General features: G+C 53.7%; 30 protein-coding genes and 1 pseudogene. 17 read left to right on the top strand and 14 right to left on the bottom strand.

Annotated elements, in window-relative coordinates:
* Window positions 1-147: 147 nt before the first annotated feature.
* The gene (locus KW062_RS27970) at window positions 148-594 is read left to right on the top strand and encodes a DUF411 domain-containing protein (RefSeq protein ID WP_105753653.1); all 447 of its coding nucleotides are present in this window, start codon (window positions 148-150) and stop codon (window positions 592-594) included.
* 51 nt (window positions 595-645) lie between these two features.
* Here the strand turns inward: KW062_RS27970 and copD are convergent, their stop codons facing one another.
* The 5 genes from copD to KW062_RS27945 all read right to left on the bottom strand — a co-directional run bounded on the left by copD (window position 646) and on the right by KW062_RS27945 (window position 5310).
* On the bottom strand, window positions 646-1581 hold the full coding sequence (gene copD, locus KW062_RS27965) for a copper homeostasis membrane protein CopD (RefSeq protein WP_105753654.1): 936 nt from the start codon (window positions 1579-1581) through the stop codon (window positions 646-648).
* A 2-nt stretch (window positions 1582-1583) separates the two neighbouring features.
* Window positions 1584-1970, bottom strand: coding sequence for a copper homeostasis periplasmic binding protein CopC (copC, locus tag KW062_RS27960; protein ID WP_033039136.1), 387 nt, complete (start codon window positions 1968-1970; stop codon window positions 1584-1586).
* A gap of 69 nt (window positions 1971-2039) precedes the next feature.
* Window positions 2040-3074 carry a copper resistance protein B gene (locus KW062_RS27955; RefSeq protein ID WP_371321426.1) on the bottom strand — a complete coding sequence of 345 codons (1035 nt, stop codon included), beginning with the start codon at window positions 3072-3074 and terminating at the stop codon, window positions 2040-2042.
* Between the two features lie 10 nt (window positions 3075-3084).
* On the bottom strand, window positions 3085-4950 hold the full coding sequence (locus KW062_RS27950) for a copper resistance system multicopper oxidase (protein ID WP_105753655.1): 1866 nt from the start codon (window positions 4948-4950) through the stop codon (window positions 3085-3087).
* Between the two features lie 150 nt (window positions 4951-5100).
* Complete coding sequence (locus KW062_RS27945) at window positions 5101-5310, bottom strand: co-regulatory protein PtrA N-terminal domain-containing protein (protein WP_105753656.1); 210 nt, start codon at window positions 5308-5310, stop codon at window positions 5101-5103.
* A gap of 285 nt (window positions 5311-5595) precedes the next feature.
* Here KW062_RS27945 and KW062_RS27940 point away from each other — a divergent pair, with 285 nt between their 5' ends.
* The 6 genes and pseudogenes from KW062_RS27940 to KW062_RS27920 all read left to right on the top strand — a co-directional run.
* A complete protein-coding gene (locus KW062_RS27940; protein ID WP_105753657.1) occupies window positions 5596-5991 on the top strand; it encodes a hypothetical protein in 396 nt (131 codons plus the stop codon).
* Between the two features lie 99 nt (window positions 5992-6090).
* The gene (locus KW062_RS27935) at window positions 6091-6489 is read left to right on the top strand and encodes a hypothetical protein (protein WP_105753658.1); all 399 of its coding nucleotides are present in this window, start codon (window positions 6091-6093) and stop codon (window positions 6487-6489) included.
* Between the two features lie 126 nt (window positions 6490-6615).
* Entirely contained in the window at window positions 6616-6867 is a 252-nt protein-coding gene (locus KW062_RS29090) for a DUF2933 domain-containing protein (RefSeq protein WP_053163485.1), read from the top strand.
* Between the two features lie 90 nt (window positions 6868-6957).
* Window positions 6958-9228 carry a heavy metal translocating P-type ATPase gene (locus tag KW062_RS27930; protein WP_105753736.1) on the top strand — a complete coding sequence of 757 codons (2271 nt, stop codon included), beginning with the start codon at window positions 6958-6960 and terminating at the stop codon, window positions 9226-9228.
* Between the two features lie 113 nt (window positions 9229-9341).
* Window positions 9342-9614, top strand: a complete 273-nt coding sequence (locus KW062_RS27925; protein WP_105753659.1) for a heavy-metal-associated domain-containing protein — start codon at window positions 9342-9344, stop codon at window positions 9612-9614.
* Window positions 9615-9641: 27 nt separating this feature from the next.
* Window positions 9642-9755 (top strand): annotated as a pseudogene (locus KW062_RS27920) (DUF411 domain-containing protein); the annotation flags it as partial.
* Between the two features lie 61 nt (window positions 9756-9816).
* Here the strand turns inward: KW062_RS27920 and KW062_RS27915 are convergent.
* Window positions 9817-10095 (bottom strand): hypothetical protein, encoded by a 279-nt coding sequence (locus KW062_RS27915; RefSeq protein WP_105753660.1) that lies wholly within the window; start codon window positions 10093-10095, stop codon window positions 9817-9819.
* Window positions 10096-10388: 293 nt separating this feature from the next.
* On the opposite strand from KW062_RS27915, the gene KW062_RS27910 reads away from it, so the two are divergent.
* Both KW062_RS27910 and KW062_RS27905 read left to right on the top strand, forming a co-directional pair.
* Window positions 10389-10724 (top strand): hypothetical protein, encoded by a 336-nt coding sequence (locus tag KW062_RS27910; protein WP_105753661.1) that lies wholly within the window; start codon window positions 10389-10391, stop codon window positions 10722-10724.
* Window positions 10725-10842: 118 nt separating this feature from the next.
* Window positions 10843-11394, top strand: coding sequence for an arsinothricin resistance N-acetyltransferase ArsN1 family B (locus tag KW062_RS27905; RefSeq protein WP_105753662.1), 552 nt, complete (start codon window positions 10843-10845; stop codon window positions 11392-11394).
* Between the two features lie 26 nt (window positions 11395-11420).
* Here KW062_RS27905 and KW062_RS27900 read toward each other — a convergent pair whose 3' ends face one another.
* Genes KW062_RS27900 through KW062_RS27870 form a run of 7 tightly spaced genes read right to left on the bottom strand, consistent with a single transcriptional unit; the run spans window position 11421 to window position 16298 of the window.
* Window positions 11421-12494, bottom strand: coding sequence for an ArsO family NAD(P)H-dependent flavin-containing monooxygenase (locus tag KW062_RS27900; RefSeq protein ID WP_105753663.1), 1074 nt, complete (start codon window positions 12492-12494; stop codon window positions 11421-11423).
* Window positions 12495-12523: 29 nt separating this feature from the next.
* Window positions 12524-12946 carry an arsenate reductase (glutaredoxin) gene (gene arsC / locus KW062_RS27895; RefSeq protein WP_105753664.1) on the bottom strand — a complete coding sequence of 141 codons (423 nt, stop codon included), beginning with the start codon at window positions 12944-12946 and terminating at the stop codon, window positions 12524-12526.
* A 20-nt stretch (window positions 12947-12966) separates the two neighbouring features.
* Window positions 12967-13680, bottom strand: coding sequence for an arsenical resistance protein ArsH (gene arsH, locus KW062_RS27890; protein ID WP_105753665.1), 714 nt, complete (start codon window positions 13678-13680; stop codon window positions 12967-12969).
* Window positions 13681-13727: 47 nt separating this feature from the next.
* The gene (locus KW062_RS27885; protein WP_105753666.1) at window positions 13728-14198 is read right to left on the bottom strand and encodes an arsenate reductase ArsC; all 471 of its coding nucleotides are present in this window, start codon (window positions 14196-14198) and stop codon (window positions 13728-13730) included.
* Window positions 14199-14214: 16 nt separating this feature from the next.
* Window positions 14215-15498, bottom strand: a complete 1284-nt coding sequence (locus KW062_RS27880) for an arsenic transporter (RefSeq protein WP_105753667.1) — start codon at window positions 15496-15498, stop codon at window positions 14215-14217.
* Window positions 15499-15522: 24 nt separating this feature from the next.
* Window positions 15523-15879: a metalloregulator ArsR/SmtB family transcription factor gene (locus KW062_RS27875; protein WP_105753668.1), complete on the bottom strand. Its 357-nt coding sequence runs from the start codon at window positions 15877-15879 to the stop codon at window positions 15523-15525.
* Window positions 15876-16298: an arsenate reductase ArsC gene (locus KW062_RS27870; RefSeq protein WP_105753669.1), complete on the bottom strand. Its 423-nt coding sequence runs from the start codon at window positions 16296-16298 to the stop codon at window positions 15876-15878. Before KW062_RS27870 ends, KW062_RS27875 begins: the two co-directional genes overlap by 4 nt.
* A gap of 141 nt (window positions 16299-16439) precedes the next feature.
* Here KW062_RS27870 and arsN2 point away from each other — a divergent pair, with 141 nt between their 5' ends.
* From arsN2 to KW062_RS27830, 8 genes are all read left to right on the top strand, one after another.
* Window positions 16440-16889 carry an arsenic resistance N-acetyltransferase ArsN2 gene (gene arsN2, locus KW062_RS27865; protein WP_256350853.1) on the top strand — a complete coding sequence of 150 codons (450 nt, stop codon included), beginning with the start codon at window positions 16440-16442 and terminating at the stop codon, window positions 16887-16889.
* Window positions 16890-16976: 87 nt separating this feature from the next.
* Complete coding sequence (locus KW062_RS27860; RefSeq protein WP_105753671.1) at window positions 16977-17324, top strand: ArsR/SmtB family transcription factor; 348 nt, start codon at window positions 16977-16979, stop codon at window positions 17322-17324.
* A 37-nt stretch (window positions 17325-17361) separates the two neighbouring features.
* Window positions 17362-18447 (top strand): flavin-containing monooxygenase, encoded by a 1086-nt coding sequence (locus KW062_RS27855; protein WP_105753672.1) that lies wholly within the window; start codon window positions 17362-17364, stop codon window positions 18445-18447.
* A 37-nt stretch (window positions 18448-18484) separates the two neighbouring features.
* Window positions 18485-19675 carry an MFS transporter gene (locus tag KW062_RS27850; protein ID WP_105753673.1) on the top strand — a complete coding sequence of 397 codons (1191 nt, stop codon included), beginning with the start codon at window positions 18485-18487 and terminating at the stop codon, window positions 19673-19675.
* A 230-nt stretch (window positions 19676-19905) separates the two neighbouring features.
* On the top strand, window positions 19906-20274 hold the full coding sequence (locus tag KW062_RS27845; RefSeq protein WP_105753674.1) for a hypothetical protein: 369 nt from the start codon (window positions 19906-19908) through the stop codon (window positions 20272-20274).
* 61 nt (window positions 20275-20335) lie between these two features.
* A complete protein-coding gene (locus tag KW062_RS27840; RefSeq protein ID WP_105753675.1) occupies window positions 20336-21508 on the top strand; it encodes a DUF3800 domain-containing protein in 1173 nt (390 codons plus the stop codon).
* The gene (locus tag KW062_RS27835) at window positions 21501-21707 is read left to right on the top strand and encodes a hypothetical protein (protein WP_105753676.1); all 207 of its coding nucleotides are present in this window, start codon (window positions 21501-21503) and stop codon (window positions 21705-21707) included. The genes KW062_RS27840 and KW062_RS27835 overlap by 8 nt, the downstream gene beginning before the upstream one ends.
* Before the next feature lie 32 nt (window positions 21708-21739).
* Window positions 21740-22690 (top strand): hypothetical protein, encoded by a 951-nt coding sequence (locus KW062_RS27830; protein WP_146118200.1) that lies wholly within the window; start codon window positions 21740-21742, stop codon window positions 22688-22690.
* A 595-nt stretch (window positions 22691-23285) separates the two neighbouring features.
* Here KW062_RS27830 and KW062_RS27825 read toward each other — a convergent pair.
* Window positions 23286-25055 carry an ATP-dependent nuclease gene (locus KW062_RS27825; RefSeq protein WP_105753678.1) on the bottom strand — a complete coding sequence of 590 codons (1770 nt, stop codon included), beginning with the start codon at window positions 25053-25055 and terminating at the stop codon, window positions 23286-23288.
* Between the last annotated feature and the right edge of the window lie 151 nt (window positions 25056-25206).

The raw sequence follows: 25206 nt of genomic DNA, 5'->3' as shown, positions 1-25206 counted from the left end.
AGCTAGTCGGCAGCTTACAAAAACGTAATCGGCAATCTGAGCTTTTTGCGCTTAACCTACCTTCCATCCAGTGCGGAAGTACGACTCCTGGCCTACGGCCAGTGCATACAGCGCAACCGCACACTAAAACGTGACGAGGTGCATCGAATGTTCAAACGAAAGCTATCGCTTGCTGTGGGATTGATGATTTGTGGGGTTGTGCAGGCAGCTGAGCCACTCACAATCGATGTACATCGGGACGCGAACTGCGGGTGCTGCAAGGAATGGGTCAAGCACCTCGAATCGAATGGATTCAAGGTAGTAGACCATGTGGAAAGTAATATGAGCGCTATCAAGCAGAACCTGGGCGTGCCACAGGGACTCGCTTCATGCCATACGGCTGTGATTGACGGCAAATTCGTAGAGGGTCATGTCCCAGCCGATGAAATCAAGAAGCTGAATGGTCGTTCAGACCTCGCAGGAATTGCAGTGCCAGGCATGCCCGCAGGTTCTCCTGGTATGGACTACGGCCAGAATCATCAACCTTACCAAGTCCTGGGGCTCACCAAGGCAGGTGCGCAAGAAGTGGTCGCTGACTACCCCATCAGCCGATAGTCGTTGCTCAGATCTGAGCGCCCTTGGGGCCGCTCGGATCTAGCTCCTGGATCACCCTTGAGCCATCTCGATTGAGGGGCTCAATGTTCCTAGCCAAGCCACCAAGCAAACGATGACGACAGCACAGGTCGATTCGATCACCACACTTTTTCTCAAAGTAGTTGCTGCTAGAGAAAAATCACCGGCCACCACAGACCGCTCTAGTGAAGGGCTCAGGTAGAAACGATTGAGGGTAGCTAGCCCGATCATTCCCACGAAAAGTATGATCTTCACGAGTAGGAGAGCGCCATAGGTGCTGGTTACGACTTCGATTACTGTCGGCCCGACAATGAAGAGATAATTAGCGACGCCAGTAACTATGATCGTACCAACAATGAATGCGCCCGCTGTTTCGAATCCCTTGAGCGCTCGCGATAGCACTCGTACCAGTTGCTCCGAATTAGCCCCCCTAATACTCAACATCAGACCAAACGCCGCGAGAGCTCCGATCCAGCCGCCAGCGGCAAGTAGGTGCAGAATATCAGCGGCAAAGTGCCAGAATCGCAGGGCGCCTTCATCCATCGCCCCGTGACCTGTCCATGGGAGTGTCGCTAATGCAATGCTCCCAGCCAAGGTAGCAACCCAGAGACTGCCCGTTGGCCATCGCTTGCTCTGGCTTCCAACAAAAATCACCACTGCTAGCGAGATCATGCGCGTCACCCAGCTGTAGCCGATCTCTGTCTCGTACAGCATCATTTCCAGGTGAGTTCGCAGTTCCGCCCAGTCGGATGCGCCGCTCATATTTTTTGTCATGACTGCGAAAGCTGCTAGGGACAAAAGCATACCTATAGCGGCGGTGCCAGGCAGTAGCGACCCAAAATGTAGCACAGTTCCCGATACCCGCTCTTTTCCCCGAAGGCTGTACAGCCCAAAGACAGCGAGACCGAACAGGAGCATCAGATCCAGGTAAAGGGCGAGGCGCAGTACCACATTCAAAGGGTCGCTCATGGTTATTTCACTTTGAAAGTGACGCTGCCGGTAATCGGATGGGTATCGGAGGAAACCGCTCGCCATTCCACTTTGTAGGTGCCAGCTGTGAGAGGAGAGGCCGGGGTCAAGACCATGGTTTTAGGGTCGTTACTGCCGGCCACGCTGGCTTTCACACCCATAGGAGAGTGCGACGACATGCCAGGCATTTCGGTCATGATCAACTTGGCTCCGGAAAACTGGGTAACCAGGTTTTCAGAAAAGTGCAGCTCAATCTTTGCTGGGGCTGGGCCGTTCGCGCCTTCAGCTGGAGTTGAAGAGACTAGCTTCGGGTGAGCCTGGGCAACTGCACTGAGCAGAAGGCTGGATGAAAGAGCGACGGCCACAACACAGGATTTAAATACAGACATGCAAGGCTCCTCACAGCGCGTAGCTGTTGTAATGAGGTTATATAATTATTTGGTGCCGCTAACTGTGGTTTAGAACCACACCCGGACGCCGAGCACCAGACGTGCTTCGTTATTGTCTTCGCCTTCCTCGCTGGCATAGTCAGCGGTCTTTCCATAAGCCCGATTCCAAGTCACGCCTACATAAGGTGCGAACTCAGGACGGATTTCGTATCGGAGCCGCAAACCGACTTCACTCTCAGACAACCCTGAACCGACTCCACGTTTGGGATCGTTTTTGCCATAGAAATTGAATTCTGCCGTTGGTTGCAAAATCAGCTTATTGGTTAGGAGAATGTCGTAGTCCCCTTCCAGCCGCGCGGCGGTCTGGCCGCCTTCACCTAAATAAGCTGTAGCCTGGGCCTCGAAATTGTAGAGCGCCAAGCCCTGGATACCTAAAGCCGCCCACGTTTGAGGGTCGCCTGGTTTGAAGTCTTGACGAACGCCGCCGACTAGATCCCACCAAGGGCTGATGGCGTGTCCCCATAAAGCTTGAACCTCAGCTTCTTCAGTCTTCCCATTGGTGCGCTCGCCTTCGGAGCGCAACCATAGACGATCAACATCTCCCCCTATCCAACCTTGGGCTTCCCAGTTCAGTGCGCTTCCATCGTCAGCATCCTGCCATTCCAATTTCTCAAATATAAAAAATGAGTTGAGGGCTGTGTCATGAACTTGGTGACCACCAGGGGACTTATAGACTCCAGCTCTGTCAGCATCGGTTAGCGGTGGTATCGGAGTCCGGCTTTGAGTTTGTGGTTGCTTGGCGGGCTGCATACCCTCCATTTTGCTGTGATCCATGCCCTGCATCTGGCTGTGATCCATACCCTGCATCTGGCTATGATCCATGCCTTGCATTTTGCCGTGATCCATACCCTGCATCTGGCTGTGATCCATACCTTCCATCTTGCCGTGATCCATGCCCGGCATTTGGCTGTGATCCATGGTCTGCATCTGCCCGTCTTCGGTACCCTGGCTTGTTTCAGCGGCTGCTGGCAAGACAAAACCAGTGGCTAGAGCGACGGTAAATACAGCTGAGTGCATGCGAGTCCCGCAAAAATAATTGCTCATAGTCGACTCCTTATTCCTCTACACGCACTTCGCGGAACATCCCCATTTCCATGTGATACAGGAGATGGCAGTGGTAGGCCCAGCGGCCCAGCGCATCGGCTGTCACTCGGTAGCTGCGCTTCGACCCTGGCGGCATATCAATAGTGTGTTTGCGGACAAGGAATTGTCCGTTTTCATCTTCAAGGTCGCTCCACATGCCATGCAAGTGGATGGGATGAGTCATCATGGTGTCGTTGACGAGAACGATCCGGACTCGCTCGCCGTATTTCAGTTTTAAAGGCTCGGCGTCCGAAAACTTCACACCGTTGAAAGACCAGGAAAATTTCTCCATATGCCCGGTCAAGTGCAGTTCGATAGTTCGACTTGGCTCACGGCCATCTGGATCCTCAAACGTGCTCTTTAAGTCGGAATACGTCAGCACCTTTCGACCATTCTCGCGAAGGCCCATGCCAGGATCATCAAGCTTTGGCGACGTCGACATTGCCTGCATGTCGACGAGAGGATTGTTGGATTCTGTGGCTGGGTGCGACTGCATTTCTCCCATACCACTCATGCCGCCCATAGACATTTTGCTGTGATCCATTCCTTCCATGTTGTCCATGCCGGACATGTCTTGCGTAGCGCCATGATTCATACCTTTCATGGCACTGCCGTCCATTCCTGACATACCCTGCATTGAGCTGTCTCCCATGCCGGCCATCTTGCTGTGATCCATTCCAGCCATGTCGCCCATACCATCCATCGCCCCATGATCCATACCGGCCATACCCATGTCGGCCATGGTGACGAGTGGACGAGGGTCAAGTTCAGGTACTGGGGCAGCCAGACCAGGCCGGACGGCCAAGGTGCCTCTTGCGTACCCCGACCGATCCATCGACTGCGCAAACAGTGTGTAGGCGTCCTGAGTTGGTTCGACGATCACATCGAAAGTCTCGGCAGTGGCGATCCTGAACTCGTCCACGCTTACGGGCTTAACATACTGGCCATCGGCAGCCACAACAGTCATCTTCAAACCCGGAATACGGACATCAAAGTAGCTCATGGCTGAACCATTGATGAACCTCAACCTAAGCTTTTCGCCAGGTTTGAAGGTGCCCGTCCAGTTGGAGTTCGGCGCGTGGCCGTTCATCAAGTAGGTGTATGTCGCGCCACTGACGTCTGCAATGTCAGTGGGATTCATCTTCATTTCGGCCCACATCTTGCGGTCAGCAACGGTGGCTGACCAACCTTTTTCAGCTACGTCATGGATGAAATCACTGACTGTGCGTTTGTGGGTGTTGTAGTAGTCAGACTGCTTCTTCAATGTTTTCATCAGCGAAGCCGGATCTTCATCCGTCCAGTCAGTAAGCATCACCACGTAGTCACGGTCATACTCAAATGGCTCGGCCTCTTTCGCGTCGATTACCAATGGGCCGTATACACCTACCTGTTCTTGGAAGCCGGAGTGACTGTGATACCAGTACGTTCCGTTCTGCTTGACCTTGAATTGATAGACATACGTGCCGTTAGGCTCGATCCCATGGAAGCTAAGGCCCGGCACGCCGTCCATATTCGCGGGGAGGATAATCCCGTGCCAGTGGATTGATGTCATATCCTTGAGGCGGTTCTTGACCCGCAAGGTCACGGTATCGCCCTCACGCCAGCGCAGTTGAGGCCCCGGAATCCCACCATTGATTGTCATAGCAGTCCGGGCATTCCCAGTGATATTTACCGGGGTTTCTCCAATAAATAGGTCAAACTCTCTGCCTGACAGGACATTGGTTTCGCCCAAGCGAGGTGCCGCCCATATAGGCGTCTGCCAAAGCCCTAAGCCACCGAGAATCCCGCCTGCGGTGAGACCTTTCACAAAGGTGCGCCGAGAAGTTTTGGAATGCATACCGATTCATGTCCCGTCAGTCGGATGTCAGGTGCACGCACGTTGGCGTGTTCCCGAGGGTTCACGCTTTGGATAGCTAGTGCGCTTGATACATTGGAAGATGCCATAAGCCAGCAAACGGGGTGATTACATTTCCGTAAGCTGGGCGGTTCAGCATTGATGCTTCTGCTTTTCAGCCGTGGGCTTTTCCTGTGCAATATCCTCTTGCACTTGCGCTTGTGGGACGGGTTTGGTGGTGGCCATTGCCGTCTCGCGAGCTCGTTCCATGCGCTCAACCGCACGGTCGCCGCCACCTTCGGCAAAGGCCAGGGACGATATAGCCAAACTGAGTGTAAGAATCACAACGTTGGTTGCTTTCATAGTGCATCTCCTTCAAGGAATTGACTCTCGATGAAACCAGAGAGTTTGAGCGTCAGCTCGATGAGGATGATGAGGGGACGCACCTGTCAGCACGCTTAGCCGGTGATTACACTTTTGACAGCACACGGAGAAACTCAACATCTGAAAGATCGACGTGCGTCATAAAATTTGACTGCACCACAGAACCGACAGCCGGCTGCATAAATTGATGTAGATCAACCTTGGCACTTCGATGTGCTGTATGTTGATAAATCAAAACCCGCTAATCAGTACCGGAGATTCTCCATGTTCTGGTTTCGCCATCGTCAACCATCGTTCATACGCCTGGCCATCGTGCTGTGGGTGTTAGCGTTTGGTCTGGCAGCGACCCAGGGATGTCTGGCACAGCCCAGCCACAATCCGGCTACAACGCATGTCTCGTTGAACACCGCGCAAGATCACGATAGCCACGACGCCCATGCCCTCGGCTGCCTTCAGCACTGCGCCGATGCGGCGATAGCTGTAAGTCCTTCGCTCCATCTTCAAATATTTGATCTGTTCAGTTGGACGTTTCTGCTCCTTATCCCAGCGCTGCTGATTTTGTATCCCGCCAATCTCTCCGCTTTTGCCTTTCTTGCATTACGGCGCCCTGTACCGGCCAGACCTCCTGCACGCCTGATTTTCGTCCGTTTCAACGATTAATCCGACCTTCTGCGCGCCGATCTTCGGCGCATTGTCTGACTGCGCCAATCTGGTGCGGCTCGGTATTACCTGAGTTGTCCTCACCCTTTGGAGATTGCCATGCATGCCTCACTGAAATTTATCCTCGCCACCCTGCTCGTGAGCAGCCCACTCATGGCCTCGGCAGTCGATGAGCATCACCCGGAGCAGACGCCGACCGCGCCCGCCCAGACAAGCGAAGCAGCTACGCCGATGCAAAACACTGTCATGACCGAGCAAATGCAAAAAATGCAGGCTGCACACGACAAGGCAGCCGCCGCCAAGACCCCTGCCGAGCGACACGCCGCCATGCAGGAGAGCATGAAGACGATGAAGGACAGCATGGCCATGATGCATAAGAACTGTCATGGCATGGGCATGGACGGCAACAAAGACGGCATGGAGATGGGAATGATGAACATGATGATGAAAATGATGGATCAGCAATCGAGCATGATGAACATGCCGATGAGCAAGTGACGCGCACAAGCCTGTAGGCAATGCAGCGACGGTTTTACCTTAGCCAATTATGCCAAGGGTAAAACTGCCGCCCGTTACACCTATACGACGTATCACTAAACAGCACTCCCTCAGGAGTAAAGAACCATGATGAATTCACCACATTCAACTAACAACTCTCCAACATTTTGGAGGAGTAAACCCGGCATAGCGCTGGGCATGCTGCTGGTGATCGCGCTGTTCTATCTGGCTAGAGAACACTACGGCCATATGTTGGGCTTACTGCCTTACATGATTTTGCTGTTGTGCCCGCTGATGCATTTTTTCGGGCACCACCACGGTGGTCACAGTCATCACGGCGACACCTCAGTCTCAACCAAAGATGCGAACAGGAGTTAGCTCATGCACACCCCTGAGGTTCGTCAAGAGCACGGCCCAATACAGAACTCTGAACCCCAACCCACCGGCTCCCATGACCCGGTATGTGGCATGACCGTCAGTAACGACAGCCAGTTCAGCACGGAATATGAGGGGCAAAACTACCGGTTCTGCAGCCAGAAATGCCAAACGACCTTCAGGGCATCGCCCGAGCGTTATCGAATATCCCAACTGAAAATCGAACAAGTCCATCAGACAACAGCAGAACCGGTAACGGGTGCCGCTGAATACACATGTCCCATGCATCCGGAAATTCGCCAGCTCGGCCCCGGCGTCTGTCCTAAGTGCGGCATGACCTTAGAGCCGGTGATTCCCGAATTGGAGGAAGAAGAGAACTTAGAACTCAAGGACTTCACCCGGCGTTTCTGGTGGACATTGCCACTGACAGTGATCGTAACCGTGCTGGCTATGGGCGGCCATGCCTTGGTGCTGTTCCATGGCACCACGCAAAATTGGGTGGAGCTGGGATTGGCTACACCCGTCGTGCTGTGGGCTGGCTGGCCGTTTTATGTGCGTGGTGTGCGTTCGGTGATTCAGCGAAGTCCGAACATGTGGACGCTAATCGGCCTCGGCACGGCGGCGGCCTTCCTTTACAGCGTCGTGGCCACCCTGACCCCCGATGTATTCCCCAGCAACTTCATGATGGAGGGCCGCATCGGTGTGTACTTCGAAGCGGCGGCTGTGATCATTTCACTGACCCTTCTCGGCCAGATGCTTGAACTCAAGGCTCGCTCGCAAACCTCGGCTGCCATCAAGTCGCTGCTTGGACTTGCACCCAAAACTGCCCGACGGATCAATGCCGATGGCACGGAAGAAGACATCCCACTGACACACGTACACAGCGGCGACACGTTACGTGTGCGACCGGGCGAAAAAGTGCCTGTCGACGGTCAGGTGCTGCAAGGCGAAAGCGCTGTAGATGAGTCGATGCTCACCGGCGAACCAATACCGATAATGAAGAGGGCCGGCGACGCGCTGATCGGAGCCACCCTCAACATTCACGGCAGTCTGGTGATGCAAGCGCAGAAGATAGGGTCAGCGACCCTGCTCGCACAGATTGTGCAGATGGTTGTGCAGGCACAACGCTCAAAAGCGCCGATGCAACGGCTGGCAGACGTGATTGCCAGTTACTTCGTGACCGTTGTGATTGCTATCGCCGCGCTGACTCTACTCGGCTGGGGGCTGTGGGGGCCCGAGCCAAGTTGGGTGTTCGGACTGATCAACGCTGTCGCGGTCATGATCATCGCCTGTCCCTGTGCCCTTGGCCTAGCAACACCGATGTCAGTCATGGTTGCCACCGGCAAGGCTGCTGGCAGTGGAGTATTGTTTCGCGATGCCGCCGCCATCGAAAACCTGCGCAAGATAGACATCTTGATAGTCGACAAAACTGGCACGCTCACTGAAGGTCGGCCAGCGTTCCATAGCGTCGAGGCCGTACATGGATTTACTCAGGATGAAGTGTTGCGCCTGGCCGCAAGTCTCGATCAGGGCAGTGAGCATCCATTGGCCCACGCCATCGTCGAGCAGGCTCGTGCCGCAGGGCTAAAACTGGTGACACCTGAAACCTTCGAGTCAGCCTCAGGTATCGGTGTAAGCGGTCAGGTGGAGGGTCGCCGCCTTATGCTAGGCAATACCGCGTTGATGCAGGAGGCGGGCGTTTCCACAGAGAGTTTGCAAGAACATGCCGAGAAGCTACGCGGCGACGGTACGAGCATCATGTACCTGGCAGTCGATGGCGCCCTGGCGGGTTTGCTGGCTGTTGCCGACCCCATCAAACCCACCACGAAGCTGGCCGTCGAGCGTCTGCAGGCGGATGGAGTCAAGGTCATCATGGCCACTGGCGACGGCCTTACGACTGCTCGCTCGGTAGCTCGCCAGTTGGGCATCAAGGAGGTGCACGGCGAGGTCAAACCGCAAGATAAAGAGCGTCTGGTGGCATCTCTGCAACAAGCCGGACACCGGGTGGCGATGGCCGGCGACGGCATTAATGATGCCCCCGCACTGGCTCGCGCTGATGTAGGTATCGCCATGGGCACTGGCACTGACGTGGCGATGAACAGCGCTCAGGTCACTCTGGTCAAGGGCGATCTGCTCGGTATCCTGCGTGCTCGCAGCCTGTCAGTAGCAACGGTGAGAAATATGCACCAGAACCTGACCTTCGCCTTCCTTTACAACGCCATGGGCATCCCACTGGCTGCCGGCTTGTTCTATCCACTTACCGGTCACCTTCTGTCACCGCTCATTGCCGCCCTGGCCATGAGCGTGAGCTCGGCGTCGGTGGTATTCAACGCCTTGCGTCTGCGCCAGGCTTCCATTGATTGAGTGAAACGACCGCTTGACCTTGCCATGGCAGCAAGGTTGAGGATAAGCCAACGCCGCAGAAAAGCCTCATGCGTCAGTCGTTCCATGATCAACTTTGTTGTGAGGAGTCACCAATGAAAACTGTTGAACTGCAAGTCCAAGGCATGAGCTGTGGTTCATGTGTGAAACATGTCACCGAAGCGCTGCGCCCAGTTGAAGGCGTGAGTGACGTAGCGGTGGATTTACAAGCCGGACGGGTGAAGGTCAGCGGCGACTCGGACAGCCATGCGCTGCTTGCAGCCCTGGAGAACGCGGGCTATCCAGCACAGCTTGCGACAGTGGAAAGCGTAGCGAGTAAGAAAACCTCGGGCTGTGGCGGGAACGGCGGCGGTTGCTGCTGCCGGTAAGCATTATTTATAAACAGGAGAACTCCCATGAATGTCAGCCTGCGAATTGCTGCGTTCACGACACTACTCATGACCGGAGCGGCACAAGGCGCTGAAGTCATCGACGTTTACCGCGATCCTAAGTGCGGCTGCTGCAAGGCAAACAATCTCAGCTCTATCGCTACCATCATGACGCTTTAGTCAAATACTTGAAGCGTCGTCATCAAAGGTCATCCTGCTCTTCCCAAATGTCGACTTCGCCCATCGCTCCTAGGTAAATTTTGCGACAAGGAAGCTTGGTGATGAGCCCGTTTTCGAAAAGCACCCTGGGAATATCCGCAAACAAGCTCGACACTTCCCATTTCTCTGTGAGCGGCTTCATTGCCTCTGCTATGAATGAATCGAGGTCGAAGTCCTGCGTTGCAACAAAGGGCCCAGCGCGGTCGTAATTCTCAAAAATGCCCGAGGCAATACAGATGACTTCGCCTGCCTTGACGATCATGACACCACCTCGAAGCCATTGAGCATACTGAAAATTGCCCAGCAGCGGGTAGGTGCCATCGTGCCAGGTCGAACGCCTGATGCAGGCACAGTCACGCTGTACGCACGTCACGCTAGCAACTTAGTTGATGGGCTCATTACACTGCTGCCAAAGGTGAAGCTTTCGCAAGCCTTACGAGGCTCTTGTCTTGAAATCGAACTGGGGATTTGACGTCCGCGCAGGCTCCTCGAACACCAGTCAGCAACAATCTTATTAAAACTTGCCCAGCGAAATGCGTTCCTTTGAGATGTTCTATGAACTCTGATTTAACTGAAGAAGAAATGCGTCGTGCGTTATTCGGTACGCCTCAGCCCGAGGAGCAGATGTCTGCTCCTGTAGCAGAGGAGCCAGTGGAAGAAGTCGTGCTCGCGAAATCGGTGGTCGCTCCAGCAGCCAAGAAGAAAACGGCAAAAGCATTCACGCCCAGGCTGAGGGTCACGTTACGCGTTGGAAACGAGTTTGAAGGGAAAATGATCGAGTTGATTCACGAGGCTGATACATTGAGCTCGTTGCTTGCTGAACAGGAGGCTGTGAAGGCTGCGAGGAAGAAGTACAAATATGTTGAGGTTGTATCGGTCAAATCGATGTAGAGGCCCTAGCTGACCGACTTAGGCGAATGGTAGCGCCCATAACATCTTCATACTTCGACCATGTCCAAGGCTGATCCACAAAGGGTAATGTTCAACTTTCGAATCAGGGAAGACTTACATGGCTTTGAAAATCCGTACGGCATTGGTGGCTGATGCTGTAGCCATCCAGCGCATTTACGCTCCCATCGTTTCAACAACGGCCATCTCGTTCGAAGAGATTCCGCCAAGCGCTGAGGAAATAGCTCAGCGAATAGCGACAACGCTTCTGACATATCCCTACTTGGTGGCCGAAGAGGGAGGAGAGATCAAGGGCTATGCTTACGCAAGCCAACATCGCGCTCGTCCGGCCTATCGGTGGGCTGTGGACGTGACGGTTTACATAGCCGAGTCGGCTCGCCGTCAGGGGGTTGGCCGTGAGCTCTATGAGACGTTGCTTCCGATTCTTGAAAAGCAGAGGTTTCGCGCAGCTTATGCCGGAATTGCGCAGCCCAATGAAGGGAGTGTGGGTCTGCACGAGTCGCTGGGATTCGTCCATATCGGTACATATCCGGAGGTAGGCTTCAAGCTTGGGAAATGGCACGACGTCGGCTACTGGCGACTCGGGTTGTGCCCGGCAACTCCTCCACTGGAGCCTATTCTCTTTCCTGAGCTTGAAGTCGCATCACAGTAGGCACACTCGATTTGCGTCGCGAGCCATCAGGATTCGCTAGTGAGATAGCTTTGGACTTGGTTGACTACATCTCGAGCGGTGCGGGTTACTCCGATCAATGTTGCAGAGGCAAGCCCCGTCCAATCGCCGTAGCCCACCAGCCACAGATTAGGTGAAGCAACACTCCGGTTTTCATTCACGGCGACTTTGCCGTCATCGCCAACGATACCCAGGTTGCTCAGGTGGTCGAGCGCTGGAGAAAATCCAGTACACCAGATGACGGCATCGATCTTCGTCTCGGCCCCCGATGGCCACACAACACCTGTTGAGGTGAAATGCGTAAATGGCCGCACCGTGTTCAGCACGCCGCGTTCGCGAGCTTCCTTTACCGGTGGCACCATTACAATGTCTCCCAGCCCTCCAACGGGCTGTTGAGGCTCAATCCCATCTTGTTGCGCCTTCAATCTAGCAGTGGCCCGCTCGAACAGGACGCGGCCATCGACCTCATCTGGAAGATATTTTGGCGATTGCTGAGTCACCCAGGTTGCGTGAGCCACCTTTGAAACTTCGGCGTAAATCTGGGCACCCGAGTTACCACCGCCAACGACCAGCACTGCCTTCCCTTCGAACTCTCTCGGCCCAACGTAATGGGCGGAATGGATTTGCTGCCCCTCGAAAAGCTCCTGCCCTGGATAGGTTGGAATAACCGGACTGCTCCACGTGCCTGTTGCACTGATGACCGTATTGGCATCCCAGTAAGTATCCCCGGAAAAAACGCGCAACCCGCCTTCGATGTTCTCGACATGGGTCACCCGCGTGGAACGGATGATGGGGAAGTCATATCGGCGCTCGTACTGAGTTAGATAGTCGACAACATCGTCCCGCCCAGGAGTCCCCTCGGATACTGCTGGCATGGGCCAGCCGGCAATTGAGCTCCAAGCAGACGGCGAGAATAGTCTCAGAGAATCCCACCCATGCCGCCAGGCCCCTCCCGGTGCCGACTCGGCGTCGAGTAATACGTAGGAAAGGCCTGTACGCCTCAAAAAATAGGCTACGGTGAGCGCGGATTGGCCACCTCCAATGACCACTACATCAAATTTCGAGTTTTGATTCACCAGCATCTCTCCAGGCCTATCTGCTTTACATCGGTTTAAACCCTACGGCCATTCTCATCAATGACGACTTGTCCGTCTTCTTTGACGAAGCTGCCGCGCTGCTCCTGCGGCAGAAGGTCGAGGACTGCCTCTGACGGACGACACAAGCGTGTACCCAAAGGCGTCACAACGATGGGGCGATTGATCAGGATGGGATGAGCCATCATGGCATCGATGAGCTGGTCATCAGTAAGTGACGTATCGCCCAGTCCCAGCTCCTCGTAAGGAGTGCCTTTGATACGAAGGAGGGCCCGCACCTCGATACCCATATCCTTGATCAACCTGACAAGCGTGGTGCGGTCAGGTGGTGTCTTTAGGTACTCGATAACAGTCGGCTCTTCTCCGCTGTTGCGGATCAGTTCCAAAGTATTGCGAGAGGTTCCACATTGCGGGTTGTGATAGATCGTTATCTGACTCATACCGTTTCCTCGCGGTGACGTTAAATGGAGCGCTGGTTGACGCGGTTGGACAGCTCTTCAGCTGACTCTTTACGCTCGGAGTAGCGATCAACCAAGTAGTCCTGGCGACCCCGCAACAGCAGCGTGAACTTCATCAGCTCTTCCATCACGTCCACCAGTCGGTCGTAGTACGAGGACGGTTTCATACGGCCTGTCTCGTCGAACTCGGTAAACGCCTTGGCCACCGAAGATTGATTTGGGATGGTGAACATGCGCATCCACCGCCCCAATACCCGTAGTTGGTTGACCACGTTGAAAGATTGCGAGCCACCACAGACCTGCATTACTGCAAGGGTCTTTCCTTGCGTAGGTCGAACAGCACCAATCGCAAGCGGAACCCAGTCGATCTGGGCCTTGAATACTGCGCTCATAGAGCCGTGCCGCTCAGGCGAACACCACACCTGTCCTTCAGACCATTGCATGAGTTCGCGCAATTCCGCGACTTTGGGATGTGTATCCGGAGCATCGTCCGGCAGCGGCAAACCCGAGGGATCGAAGATTTTGGTTTCGGCGCCAAACTCCTCCAACAAGCGGGCTGCTTCCTGAGTCACCAACCGGCTGAAAGAGCGCTCTCGCGTCGATCCATACAGAAGCAAGATTCGAGGCTTATGGAGTGACGGTGTACGCGGCTCCAGTTGCTCCAGCGACGGAATTTCGATCAGGTCGGCGTGTACGTTCGGCAATGTGTCTTGCATAAAAACTCCTACGGCGACGCCAGGTTGGGCACCGCCTCGGTTGATCTTTAAAGCGAACCGATGCGATTCAGTTCAGCTTTCAACTGTTCAGCGCTGATGGTCTTCAGTGGCAGCGCAAGAAATGCGCTCACGCGCTCGTGAATTTTGGCGAGTGTGGTTTCAAACGCTGCGGTGATCTCGGCTTCCGACCCGCTAGCGTCAGATGGGTCGGCCAGCCCCCAATGCGCCTTCAAAGCTGGCCCAAAGAAGATTGGGCATGCCTCACCCGCTGCCCGGTCACAGACAGTGATCACGATGTCTGGAGGCGAACCTTCAAAAGCATCCGAAGCCTTGCTGCTCAAGCCCGCCGTGGAAATACCCGCCTCCTCCAGTGTTTGCAATGCCCGTTGATTCACCCGTCCACTGGGAAAACTTCCTGAGCTGACGGCTTCTACACCCTCGGGCGCCAAGTGGTTGAAAAGCGCCTCGGACAGGATGCTGCGGCAGCTGTTGTGGGTGCACATGAACAAGACTTTCATCAGACGATTCCTTGATTCAAAAACTGAGGCGCAGTGCCAGGGCGGACAATGTGGCGACGAGGATGGGCACGGTCAGCACGATCCCGGTCTTGAAGTAGTAACCCCAGCTGATCGTTATATTTTTCCGGGCGAGCACGTGCAGCCACAACAGAGTTGCCAAGCTCCCAATTGGGGTGATCTTCGGGCCCAGGTCGCAGCCGATGATGTTGGCGTAAACCATCGCTTGCTGGACAACACCATCGACTTCGGCGGCATGAATGGATAAGGCGCCTACCAGAACGGTGGGCATGTTGTTCATGATCGAAGACAGCAACGCTGTCAGCAGCCCTGTACCAAGGGACGCGCCCCAAACGCCATAACCGGCGAACACGTTCAGGATCTGCGCGATGTGGTCGGTCAGGCCGGCGTTCTTCAGGCCATAAACAACCAGGTACATACCCAAAGAAAAAATCACCACCTGCCATGGCGCCTCTTTGAGCACCTTGCTTGTGTTGATGGCGTGACCACGAGCCGCGATGACGTAAAGAATGAATGCACAGACCGCTGCAATGGCGCTGATTGGCACCCCCAATGGCTCAATGACAAAGAAGCCGATCAGCAGTAGTGCCAGCACCCACCAACCGGCTACAAAAGTGGCCCGGTCGTGGATTGCCTCGTCCGGATTGTCCAGTTGGTTGAGGTCATAGGTCTTTGGTAAATCTTTGCGGAAAAACCACATCAGCATGGCTAACGTCGCCGCCACGCTGACGATGTTTACCGGCACCATGATCGAAGCATATTCGTTGAAGCCGATATCGAAGTAGTCGGCAGAAACGATGTTGACCAGGTTGGAAACCACCAGCGGTAAGCTCGCCGTATCGGCGATAAAACCGGCTGCCATAACGAATGCCAACGTAGCAGCAGGAGAAAAACGCAGCGCCAGCAACATCGCGATCACAATGGGTGTGAGGATCAATGCTGCTCCGTCATTGGCGAACAGGGCCGACACCGCTGCGCCCAGCAGGACGATAAATGCGAACAGCTTGCGGGTGCTCCCGCCTCCCCATCGGGCGACATGCAGCGCAGCCCATTTGAAAAAGCCTGCCTCATCAAGCAACAGACTAATAATAATGACCGCGATGAACGTTCCGGTAGCGTTCCAGACTATGCGCCAAACCTCTGGTATGTCGGCAAGGGTAACGACACCTGCCAGCAACGCCACGATGGCACCGAACATCGCACTCCAGCCCACCCCCAGCCCCTTGGGCTGCCAGATGACAAAGACGATGGTGGCGATAAAGATCAATACGGCAATCAGCATTTCATTAATCCGGTTGGGCGTGAATCAGCTACACACGGCTTGGTTGATCGGGCGGTCGTTCATGCCGCAGAGGCGCTTAGCCTCGGTTTCCAGCCATTGCTGATTGGCGTCTACCACTTCCTTCAAAACTGCAGTCACCCACGCGGGCAAATCAGGATTCAGTCGGTAGTACACCCATTGGCCTTGGCGACGATCCAACAGCAAACCGGCAGAGCGCAGCAGCGCCAAATGACGAGAAATCTTCGGCTGACTCAGGTCGAGTGCTGCCGTTAGCTCGCAGACACACAGCTCACCTTCACTCACGACAAGCAGCGAAATTTTTGCTCGGGTGTCATCCGCCAGGCACTTGAATAAGGTGGTGGGGGTCATGGGTTCTGTCATAGATCCTCCAGGTGTTTGGTCTTGACCAAAACGAAGAGCTTGATGCGCTCGTGGATGTCGTGGAACGTGTGGCGAAATGCGCCAGGATCATCGCTGGTTACTGGGTCAGGAAAATCCCAGGCAATGACTTCAGCTGCGCTGGGCATTGGTAGGCACTCGCTTGCGGATTTATCACAAAGAGTGATTACGTAATCGAATCGATCAGCTTGAAACTCGCTGATGGACTTGCTGCACAGGCCCGTTGCATCTACCCCAACTGCCTCCAATGCCTGAATCGTGCGCGGATCAACCTCAGACGGTTCGGATCCGGCGCTGAAGGCCTCGAAGCGCGGGTCGGTGTGCCGCAGCAAAGCCTCTGCAAGCAGGGAGCGGGCTGAGTTGGCAACGCACACGAAAAGCACTTTGATAGCAGGGCTCATGGTTGAACTCGATGCATATGGAAAATCGAATATACGCTTTGGCAGATATTCGGTAAAGCGAATATGATGTTTACTGCTTCGGTATGCGCCCTAACGTTCCATGCGTGTCGGCATAACGGAGATGAGAGAATGGAGGGGAAGATGATGATCCAGGCAAAGGAAATAGCCGGAGGACAGTGGCAGCGCTTTCGCGATGCGCTGAAATCTGCTGATCTTCCAGCAGACGATATTGATCTTCCAGGCCGAACCTTTTTTGAGTTCACACTAGACGGTGAAACGGTCGCATGGGGAGGATTCGAAACGCATGGTACGGACGGGTTGTTGCGTTCTTTGGTCGTAGTGTCGACATACAGATCGAAGGGGGTCGGTATCGCGGTGCTTCGGGTCATTGAAGCGATAGCTGCCGAGCAGGGAATCGCTCGATTTCATTTGCTGACAACAACCGCGTCAGGCTTTTTTGAGCAACAGGGCTATGCAGTAAATCAACGAGGCTCAGCGCCACCTCTGATTTCTCAGACGGGGCAGTTCAGGGGGCTTTGCCCTGGCTCGGCTTGCTACATGTGCAAGGCGTTACCATTCGACAATGGCTGATAGTCTGCCCAACCGATAGCCTGGGAGGTAGTGTCCATTATTGACCGGCCCTTTACATGTGCACGTGCATGCACATATAGTTCCTTCATGAATACATCACAAACCCGAACCCAAGCTATTGAGGCCGCCATCGAATCGTTGGACGGCGCATTCTTCAAAGCCCTGTGTGAGCCACCGCGAATCGCCGTGCTGAAGCGCGTCATGCTATTGGGTCGCGCTGATGTTACTGAAATTGCAGCTGAGTTGCCTCAGGAGCGTTCGGTTGTATCTCGCCATCTTCAGGTGCTACTGGAAGCGGGGATTGTTCGAGCTGCTAAGGTAGGGCGCCAGATGTTCTATGAAGTGGACGGCCCAGCCATTATCAAGCGTCTAGAAGCCATCCTCCTCCACACCAAAAGCATCGCCCCGCTGTGCTGTCCAGGCAAAAAGGACTAATCCTTTTTTGTATAAATACGTGCATAAGTGCGCATACATGAACGCAAATAATCAGATGTTTGATGTTGTTGTCATTGGTGCTGGCCAAGCAGGGTTGGCTAGCGGTTGGCACCTGAAGCAGCACGGCCTCAATTTCCGCATTTTTGATGAGCAATCGCAGCCTGGTGGGAACTGGCGTAATTACTACGACAGCCTTGAATTGTTCTCGCCAGCAGCATATTCCTCTCTTCCGGGACTTCCTTTTCCTGGAACAGCAGGCCACTACCCTTCTCGGAATGAAGTAGTGCGTTATCTGGAAGGTTATGCCGACTTCTTCCGGTTACCTATCCTTCAAGGGATTAGGGTCACGAACGTAGGTCAGGAAGGCGAAGGATTTCGGATCACTGCAACGAACGGACAACGCTTCTGGGCGAGAGCGGTGGTCGTGGCCTCAGGAGCCTTCAGTCGTCCCTACGTACCCGATATCCCTGGGCTCAAAAACTTCAGCGGCACTCAGCTTCACAGTGCTCATTATCGGAATGCAGAAGCATTTAGTGGGCAACGCATCGTCGTAGTTGGCGCTGCGAACTCCGCTGTACAAATCGCTTACGATTTATCCAAAGTTGCAACAGTGACTCTGGCCACGCGAGAGGCGATTCGATTCGCGCCACAACGGATATTAGGAGCAGATTTTCATACTTGGTTGAAATGGACAGGCCTAGAGAAAACTAAGTGGCTAAACGATCAAAGCACGCCTGTACTGGACGACGGCACGTACAGAAAGGCTCTGAGATCCGGAGACTTCAATCAAGCAGCAATGTTCTCCGAGGTCACTTCAACAGGCGTGATTTGGGCCGAAGGTCAGCATGAAACCGTTGATAGCCTCATTTTTGCCACTGGCTTTCGTCCGAACCTGCCATTTCTCCAAGGCCTTCCAGTAATGGATGAGCAGGGACGAGTGGCGCAACGCGACGGGCGAGCAGTTCATGTCCCAGGCTTGTACTTTGTAGGCTTGCCCAAACAACGCAACTTCGCCTCTGCAACCCTACGAGGCGTGGGGCCTGATGCCGAACACATACTCCCGTATTTGCTAAAGCGAGCTCGTAATTTGGAAGCCGCCCCCACGCTTGTAACGCAAAACTGAGCAGCTTACGTCTGAAAAACACAAGAGCCCGTAGCTAGTGAAAAACCTAGAAAGCAGCCAGCAACCTATCAACCGACTCAGGCTTGTGTGGGCATTAGGCATCGCACAAATCCTCGCTTGGAGTTCGACCTATTACCTGCCAGCAGTTCTTGCGACACCAATCACCAAAGAAACAGGATGGTCAGTTACGAGCGTAGTAATTGGATTGTCTTGGGGACTGCTGGTCGCAGGAGCTTGCTCGCCCATGGTGGGACGATGGATCGACCGAAGTGGGGGACGCCCCGTGTTGGCAGCTAGCTCGTTATTTTTGGCGATGGGTATGCTGTTGATGGGCTTAGCCAGTAACTTAGCCGTTTATTACCTAGCATGGACGCTGATCGGCGCGGGCATGGCTGCTGGTCTTTATGACGCAGCGTTTTCGACACTCGGACGACTACTTGGCGACCATGCACGTGCCTCGATGACTGGTCTAACCTTGCTAGGTGGGTTTGCCAGCACCTTAGGCTGGCCACTGATCGCAGGCCTAGAGCACCAGATCGGGTGGAGGTACAGCTGCTTTGCCTTAGCCGCAACGCATCTGGTAGTTGGTCTACCAATCCATCTTCTGGCAATTCCCAGCGAGAAAGGCCCCCCAGATGAATCTGCACCTCTTGCAAGTATCCAGTCCACTGCAACTGCCAGCAAATTAACCAATCGCATATTCATCCTGCTGGCAGCGCTACTGACATTCCAATCCCTGGTGATTTCCTCCGTTTCAGTCCATCTACTTGATGTGCTGAAACTGCTTGGCATCGCAACCTCAACGGCATTAGCCATAGGAATGATGATTGGGCCATCTCAAGTCGTGGCACGCCTTGCTGAGTTTTCGATTGGGAGAAACCTGCACCCTACCTGGTCGGCTCGTATCGCCATCCTGCTATGCGGGGTGGGTATTGCCCTACTTTTACCGGCCATCCCGTGGCTAGCCTTCGTAGCCCTGGCGCTTTACGGAGCAGGTAATGGAATTCTGACCATTGCTCGCGGAACATTACCCTTGGCTCTATTCGGCGCTGATGGCTACGGAACACGCATGGGGCTGTTGGCTCGCCCCATGCTGATCGCCCAGGCTGCAGGCCCTGTAGCAGCAGCACTTGTTCTAGAGAAATTTGGTTCAATCCCGCTGTTGGTTGGTTTGTGCGTTTTAGTGGCGATTAGCTTCATCACAAGCCTTGCGCTTCCCACCGAATAAATGCTGGCGTAGTGATCCCAAAACGGCACATTAATCCTTGTTTAAGGGCTTAATGTGCCGATTAGGGCACCTTATGCCGAGAGGATCTCGAGGGCGAACAACGCTGCAGCCCCAGTGCAGGATGGTGTGCTATGAGCTGTCGACAAGCGCGAGCGCAGGTGATCAAGGTGGTGATGGCTTTTAGCCTCGATGCCAGCTAGATTTGGAGCTTTCTCCGATCAAGGATAGATATGAAAAAGCTCATCGCAGTCATTGGGATGTGTGTCGCGCTCGGCGGTTGCGCCACATCCCACTACACCGCAGGTCGAGACTTTCCGTCGGCAAGTGTAGCGAGCATCACCAAAGGCAAAACCACGACTGCTGAGTTGAAGTCGCTATTCGGCGAGCCTTACGCCAAGAGCGCAGTCAGCGAGACTGACGAGAAGTGGATCTACACCTACACCAATGGCTCAGCCCATGCCCAGAGCTATGTGGTCACTATGAAGGTGACGACTACTGGCACCCAGAAAACGCTCGACGTCTTGATCCGAAATGACGTGGTCATCAACTACACGTTCAGCGAAGGCCCCGCTTCAGGCACTACCACTGCGACGAACTAAGTTCGCCACCTTGCCATTGGGCGACCCACTGCGCTCAGCACGTTGTTGATGGAGCAAGCTCATGGACAGAACCTATGCCTTCGTGGATGAGTCCGGGAATTCCGACCTTGATACGTCAAAGGGAGGAAGCTCGGGCTTCTTCGTCGTGTGCTCCATTCTGGTGGCAGAGAAAGACCTGGAAGCTGCTTATGCCCAAGCTGAAGCACTCCGCATGCGTCATTTTCAAACAGGCGAGATCAAATCCAGCAATCTGAAGCCGAAGGATTCAGATCGCCGTGCCCGAATCCTCAACGAGCTAGCTGAGCTGCCATTCAAGCTCTATTTCACCGTCGTTGATAAATCCCGAATTCACAAAGACGGCGGGCTCCGTATCAAGACCTCGTTCATAAAATACGTGAACGGGTTGCTCTATGAACGTTTGTTCCGCACATACCCTGACCTCCAGATGATCGTAGACGAGCATGGTGGCCAGGAATTTCAGGAGAGCCTCAAAAGCTACGTTGCAGAACGATTCGTGGACGACCTATTTGGCGATAAGGATGCCTTCCAGACGATGGCCAGTAAGGACAACGTTTTGGTTCAGGTTGCAGATTTCTTCGCTGGCTCAGTCGCTCAGATCTACGAAGAGAAAGCTTCGGAAGAAGCAGTTCTTGCCTACAAGAAAATCCTCCGCAGCCTGACTCTTGGAATGCTTGAGTGGCCATCCAAGTACCAGTCTCTTCTGCCACCGCCAACGGATGAATCTGGGTATGCAGACTACCAGGTACACCAAGAAGCTCTCCGCCAGGCTGATCGTTTTAGCGAGCGGGTTGGTAAGCACCCCGATGAAGATGAGCGACTGCAGCTGAGCATCTTGAGGTTCTTGAGATTCCAGAGCGAATTCGTCACCAAGGATTACGTGCTGACTACGGAGATCATGGCCCATCTAAAAGATAGCGGACTGGGAGAGGTCAACGGCCAGAGAGTCCGCTCCAGTGGCATTGCCAAACTCCGCGATGCGGACGTCATCATCACAAGCGCGGCCAAAGGCTACAAGATCCCTCAAACACGGGCAGACATTAACGAATTTCTTGAAAGAGCGTCAGGCATTGTTGTTCCTCTACTGGAACGGGTCAAAAAGGCTCGAGAGGTGTATCGGCTGAGTAGTCGAGGAGAATATGACATTGTGACGACAGCCAACCTGGCTGAGCTTGCCAAGCTGCTCACTGCGCTCGAGGCGTTTGCAGATGACTGAACTCAGTCATGGCAACGAACCTCTGCAGGCTGCATTGATCCAGGATGAAATCCTAGAGATCTTGAAAGAAGCCAAGGTGCTTGCGCGTAGATTCTATCGCTTGACCGGCAAGCCGCTGGGCGTGACCGACGAGGTGGCAGAGTACGAAGCGGCTACTACTAGGCTCGATCTGTTTAGTTATGCAAGTCGTGATAAATAATATTCAAAGCTAATTGACCGAGGCAGTAATCGATGCAACAGAACATCTTGAATCACCTGCAAGTCATGAAATCAAAATTTTCCAGCCACGATCAGGAGTGGGTGCGTTACAAAAACGAATCTGAATTCTCTTTTGATGTGGCACATACCTCGCCTATTAGAGAACTGTATTCCGAGGGTAGAAGTCTGTCTATGTATCTCTCAGGACGCTTAGAAACGCAATATGTGAATACTTCTATGCTTCTAAATGAATACATAGAGCAAGTGAGGGAAGCCATTCCAAATGAAAGCGACTACCTGAAGATTGGAGCAGATGCCCGATCAGATTACGAAGCCAACTATCCTAATAATTACACCGTTCGATATATGATTGAACTGTATGAAGAACAATGGGAAAAAATCCCTATGGTTCGACATCTATTAGACCAATTAGCCGAACTACCTTCGTACCAATCGCTGGTAACCGCTGATCCAATACAGGTAATAACCCAGTGGATCTATAATTGGGAACAAAATATCCAACTCCACCAACGCGAAGACGAGAATGGCTTGCGCGCGCAGCTTGCACTTGGGCTCAGAAACGCAGGTTTTGCAAGCGTAAGTGAAGGATATAATTATCAGGGCCGTGCGGATATCCTGATCCAAAGACCCCCAAAACGAGGAGGTAATACAGCGGGCAACGAACTGGTCGTCGAATGTAAGATATGGAGCGGACAGGCGGCATTCGTTGCCGCTGTCTCGCAGATATGTAGATATCTGACTCGACACGACGACCAAGCTGCCCTGATCATATTTGTTCGAAATGAAGACTTTGCTAGGGTTTGCGACTCTGCGTATGCAGGCTTGAAAATCTCCTCTGCTGCTAGCGACCTTGAGGGCAGCGGAGCCTTTTACAAGTTGAAACTCACACCCGCTCAGGACAGCGGGGCGACTGTAGATACAACTGTCATCCTCTGCAACCTGGTGGTAAACCGTTACCAATGAACACTGCAAGCCGACCATCAACCCCCGGAGCAGTCCCGTGCCATGAAAGTACACTGCGGGCAACTCGGCACGGTAGATCCGCTTGATAATTCGAAAATGGTGTCCACTTGAATTGGACACCATGGCGTTCCGCGTGGGACAGGACGATGTGTTGGCCGGGTTGATACCGATATTGTGGTCTTAGTGCTGCTGGATTCGTACAAGTAGTGCCAGGGTAGAGGATGCTCTGACTTTGCCACGTTCGAAAGCCATACTTGAGCTCGGTGAGTTGGCTATAGGCAATTCATGTCGATAGCTACATTGCGTTGGGCTCGCTATGAGCCTAGCGACTTAGAGTATTAAACGCCTTTTGGAGGCCGAGTGCTGCGGATATGTCCCGTGTGACGAGCAAGGTTAATGTCCCCAGTACGGCACATTAACTATCATTTTTAGGCTTAATGGCCCTATTCGGGCACATTAACTGAGAGACGGAATGCGGCCTGTAATGACGATAGCCCTTACTGCTGCCGTGTGATCGACTGAAAAATTGAAGCAAGTTGGGGCGTACCAATCGTGAGGAAGACGTCGCATTCCTCAGCAGCTGCAAGGTGCGCAATTAGATAGCTCGCATCCAATCTAGGGTGCTTCGGAAAACGGGATATTCTTGATCAATTATCTCCGGTTGCCAGCTCCGGATATTGTCTTCTTGAGCGATTATGGCTGCCTCTCCCTTCTCATCAATTCTCAAGGCATCCTCAATGCACCCCATTGGCCAGACCCAAGTTGCAAAACCTTTCATTGCTTCATGAGCAGTATTAGCGAGTGCTTGGCCGTCTGCAGTTCTCGCAAAAGCAGCCCAACAGTCAGCTGCTGAACCTCCCCTAGAATTCTGTGGCAGTCCGTTTCCACCGATCAGGAACCCCTGAGTTTGGCCGACCACTTGAAGCACAGATCTGACGTTATCCATCTCCTCGCATTCCTTCGGTAGCCATGGCCCCCTGGCGTGAGTGAACGCGAAATCTAAGTCAGCGATCACACCGCATTTGATACCCATTGCTGTCAGGACAGAAAAGCCTTTGGGAATCGAAGTACAACTGCCGAGAGCAACAAAACAGATCCGTTCGAGCTCAGGCCTGACGCCGTAGAGCTTTTCGTAGATGAGTGGTAGCAACCTCTGATCGGTTTTGCCCTCGCAGAGAATTACTTTTTCTGCGAAATAGATTTCAGCAATATTTCCGAGCTCGAAAAGGGTTCGAGATTGGGCTTGTGCCTCTGCCATTGCTTGCGCAACTGCCGCTCCCATTGGAATGCGAACCTCGGAACCACTCTCCCGTGATCTACGTACGATGACCGTTTCAGGTGCGTTGTCCCTGCTCACCATCAAGGGCGAATGGGTCGTGAACACGACTTGGTAGCCGGATTTCGAAAGCACATGTAGTGCTTCCCGAAGGCCTCTGACTCCTTGAGGGTGGAGGAAAATCTCAGGCTCATCGATCAGTAGGAGACGACGGGCAAGATCTTGCTCGCGAGTTTTACGGATATCCGCCAGAAGCCGGATCAAGGCCATTTGTATCGCACGCTGCGCACCGCTACCTAAGGTATCGAAACGTCTGGTTTGACCAGATATCTCATCGGTCACGTTCAGATCACCGCTCTTGAAAAACTCCTTAACGTCGATTGACGGTACGTCCAGGTTCAATAGCAAACCAGGGAAGAAGCTTGAGAGGGCATTAGTGGCGCTGGTATCGAACTCAGTCAGTAGAGGGGATCGGTTCTCACCGTCGGCTCCCAATATATTCCTGACCGCTGTGAGTGCATCCTGTACCTCTTGATGAGCAGTGAGGATGGGGGCCATGATTTCATCCAGCAGCCCACGAATTGTGCTCCCAGCTTTGCCTTTGCCCAAGTCTTCCTGGACATCATCCATGGCGCGGATGTGCAGCGCTTCGGGTAACAATGCCGAAATGGCTTGAGGCAGGCCCGTGGGATAGGAGCGCCATGAAGTGGGAAGACCTTGATCATCAAGACCAGCATTTTCCCAGACTTCCGCAGTCGGTTTAGTCGAGCCTGATGCGGAAATCCTTATCCAAAGGTCACCGTTGATGCAGTAGGGGGTAATCGCGGCTTGATGTTTGGCTTCAGGGATTTGTGCAATCAGCTCTTCTGTAATCCCTGACACGCAGGCGCTGATGATGATTGGCTGGCTGGGGTCATTAGCGTCTGTTTTCGCAAATGCCTTTGGTGCTAACACCAATCTGATCGCGTCGAGGATGGTGGATTTCCCCGCGTTGTTCTGACCGACCAGTGGGGTGAAATCACCCAGAGGCAAAAACACTTGCTTGCACGAGCGGAAGTTCTTGATGTGTATTTTGCTCAAGGAGTGCATGGCCGGAATTCCCTATCTACGGTGGGCATGGAGCCTCAGCGTAGCTGGAAAGTGGCGATGCGCACTGTCCCCCACGAGCACCATGGTTCTTGTCGACATGCGCAGCTTGTTTTGTACTGGCTGGATAAAGCAGAGAGCGTTTTGAATGGCC

Source organism: Pseudomonas fluorescens (genome assembly GCF_019212185.1).
Lineage (GTDB): Bacteria > Pseudomonadota > Gammaproteobacteria > Pseudomonadales > Pseudomonadaceae > Aquipseudomonas.
This window is presented reverse-complemented; position numbering and strand designations above follow the sequence as displayed.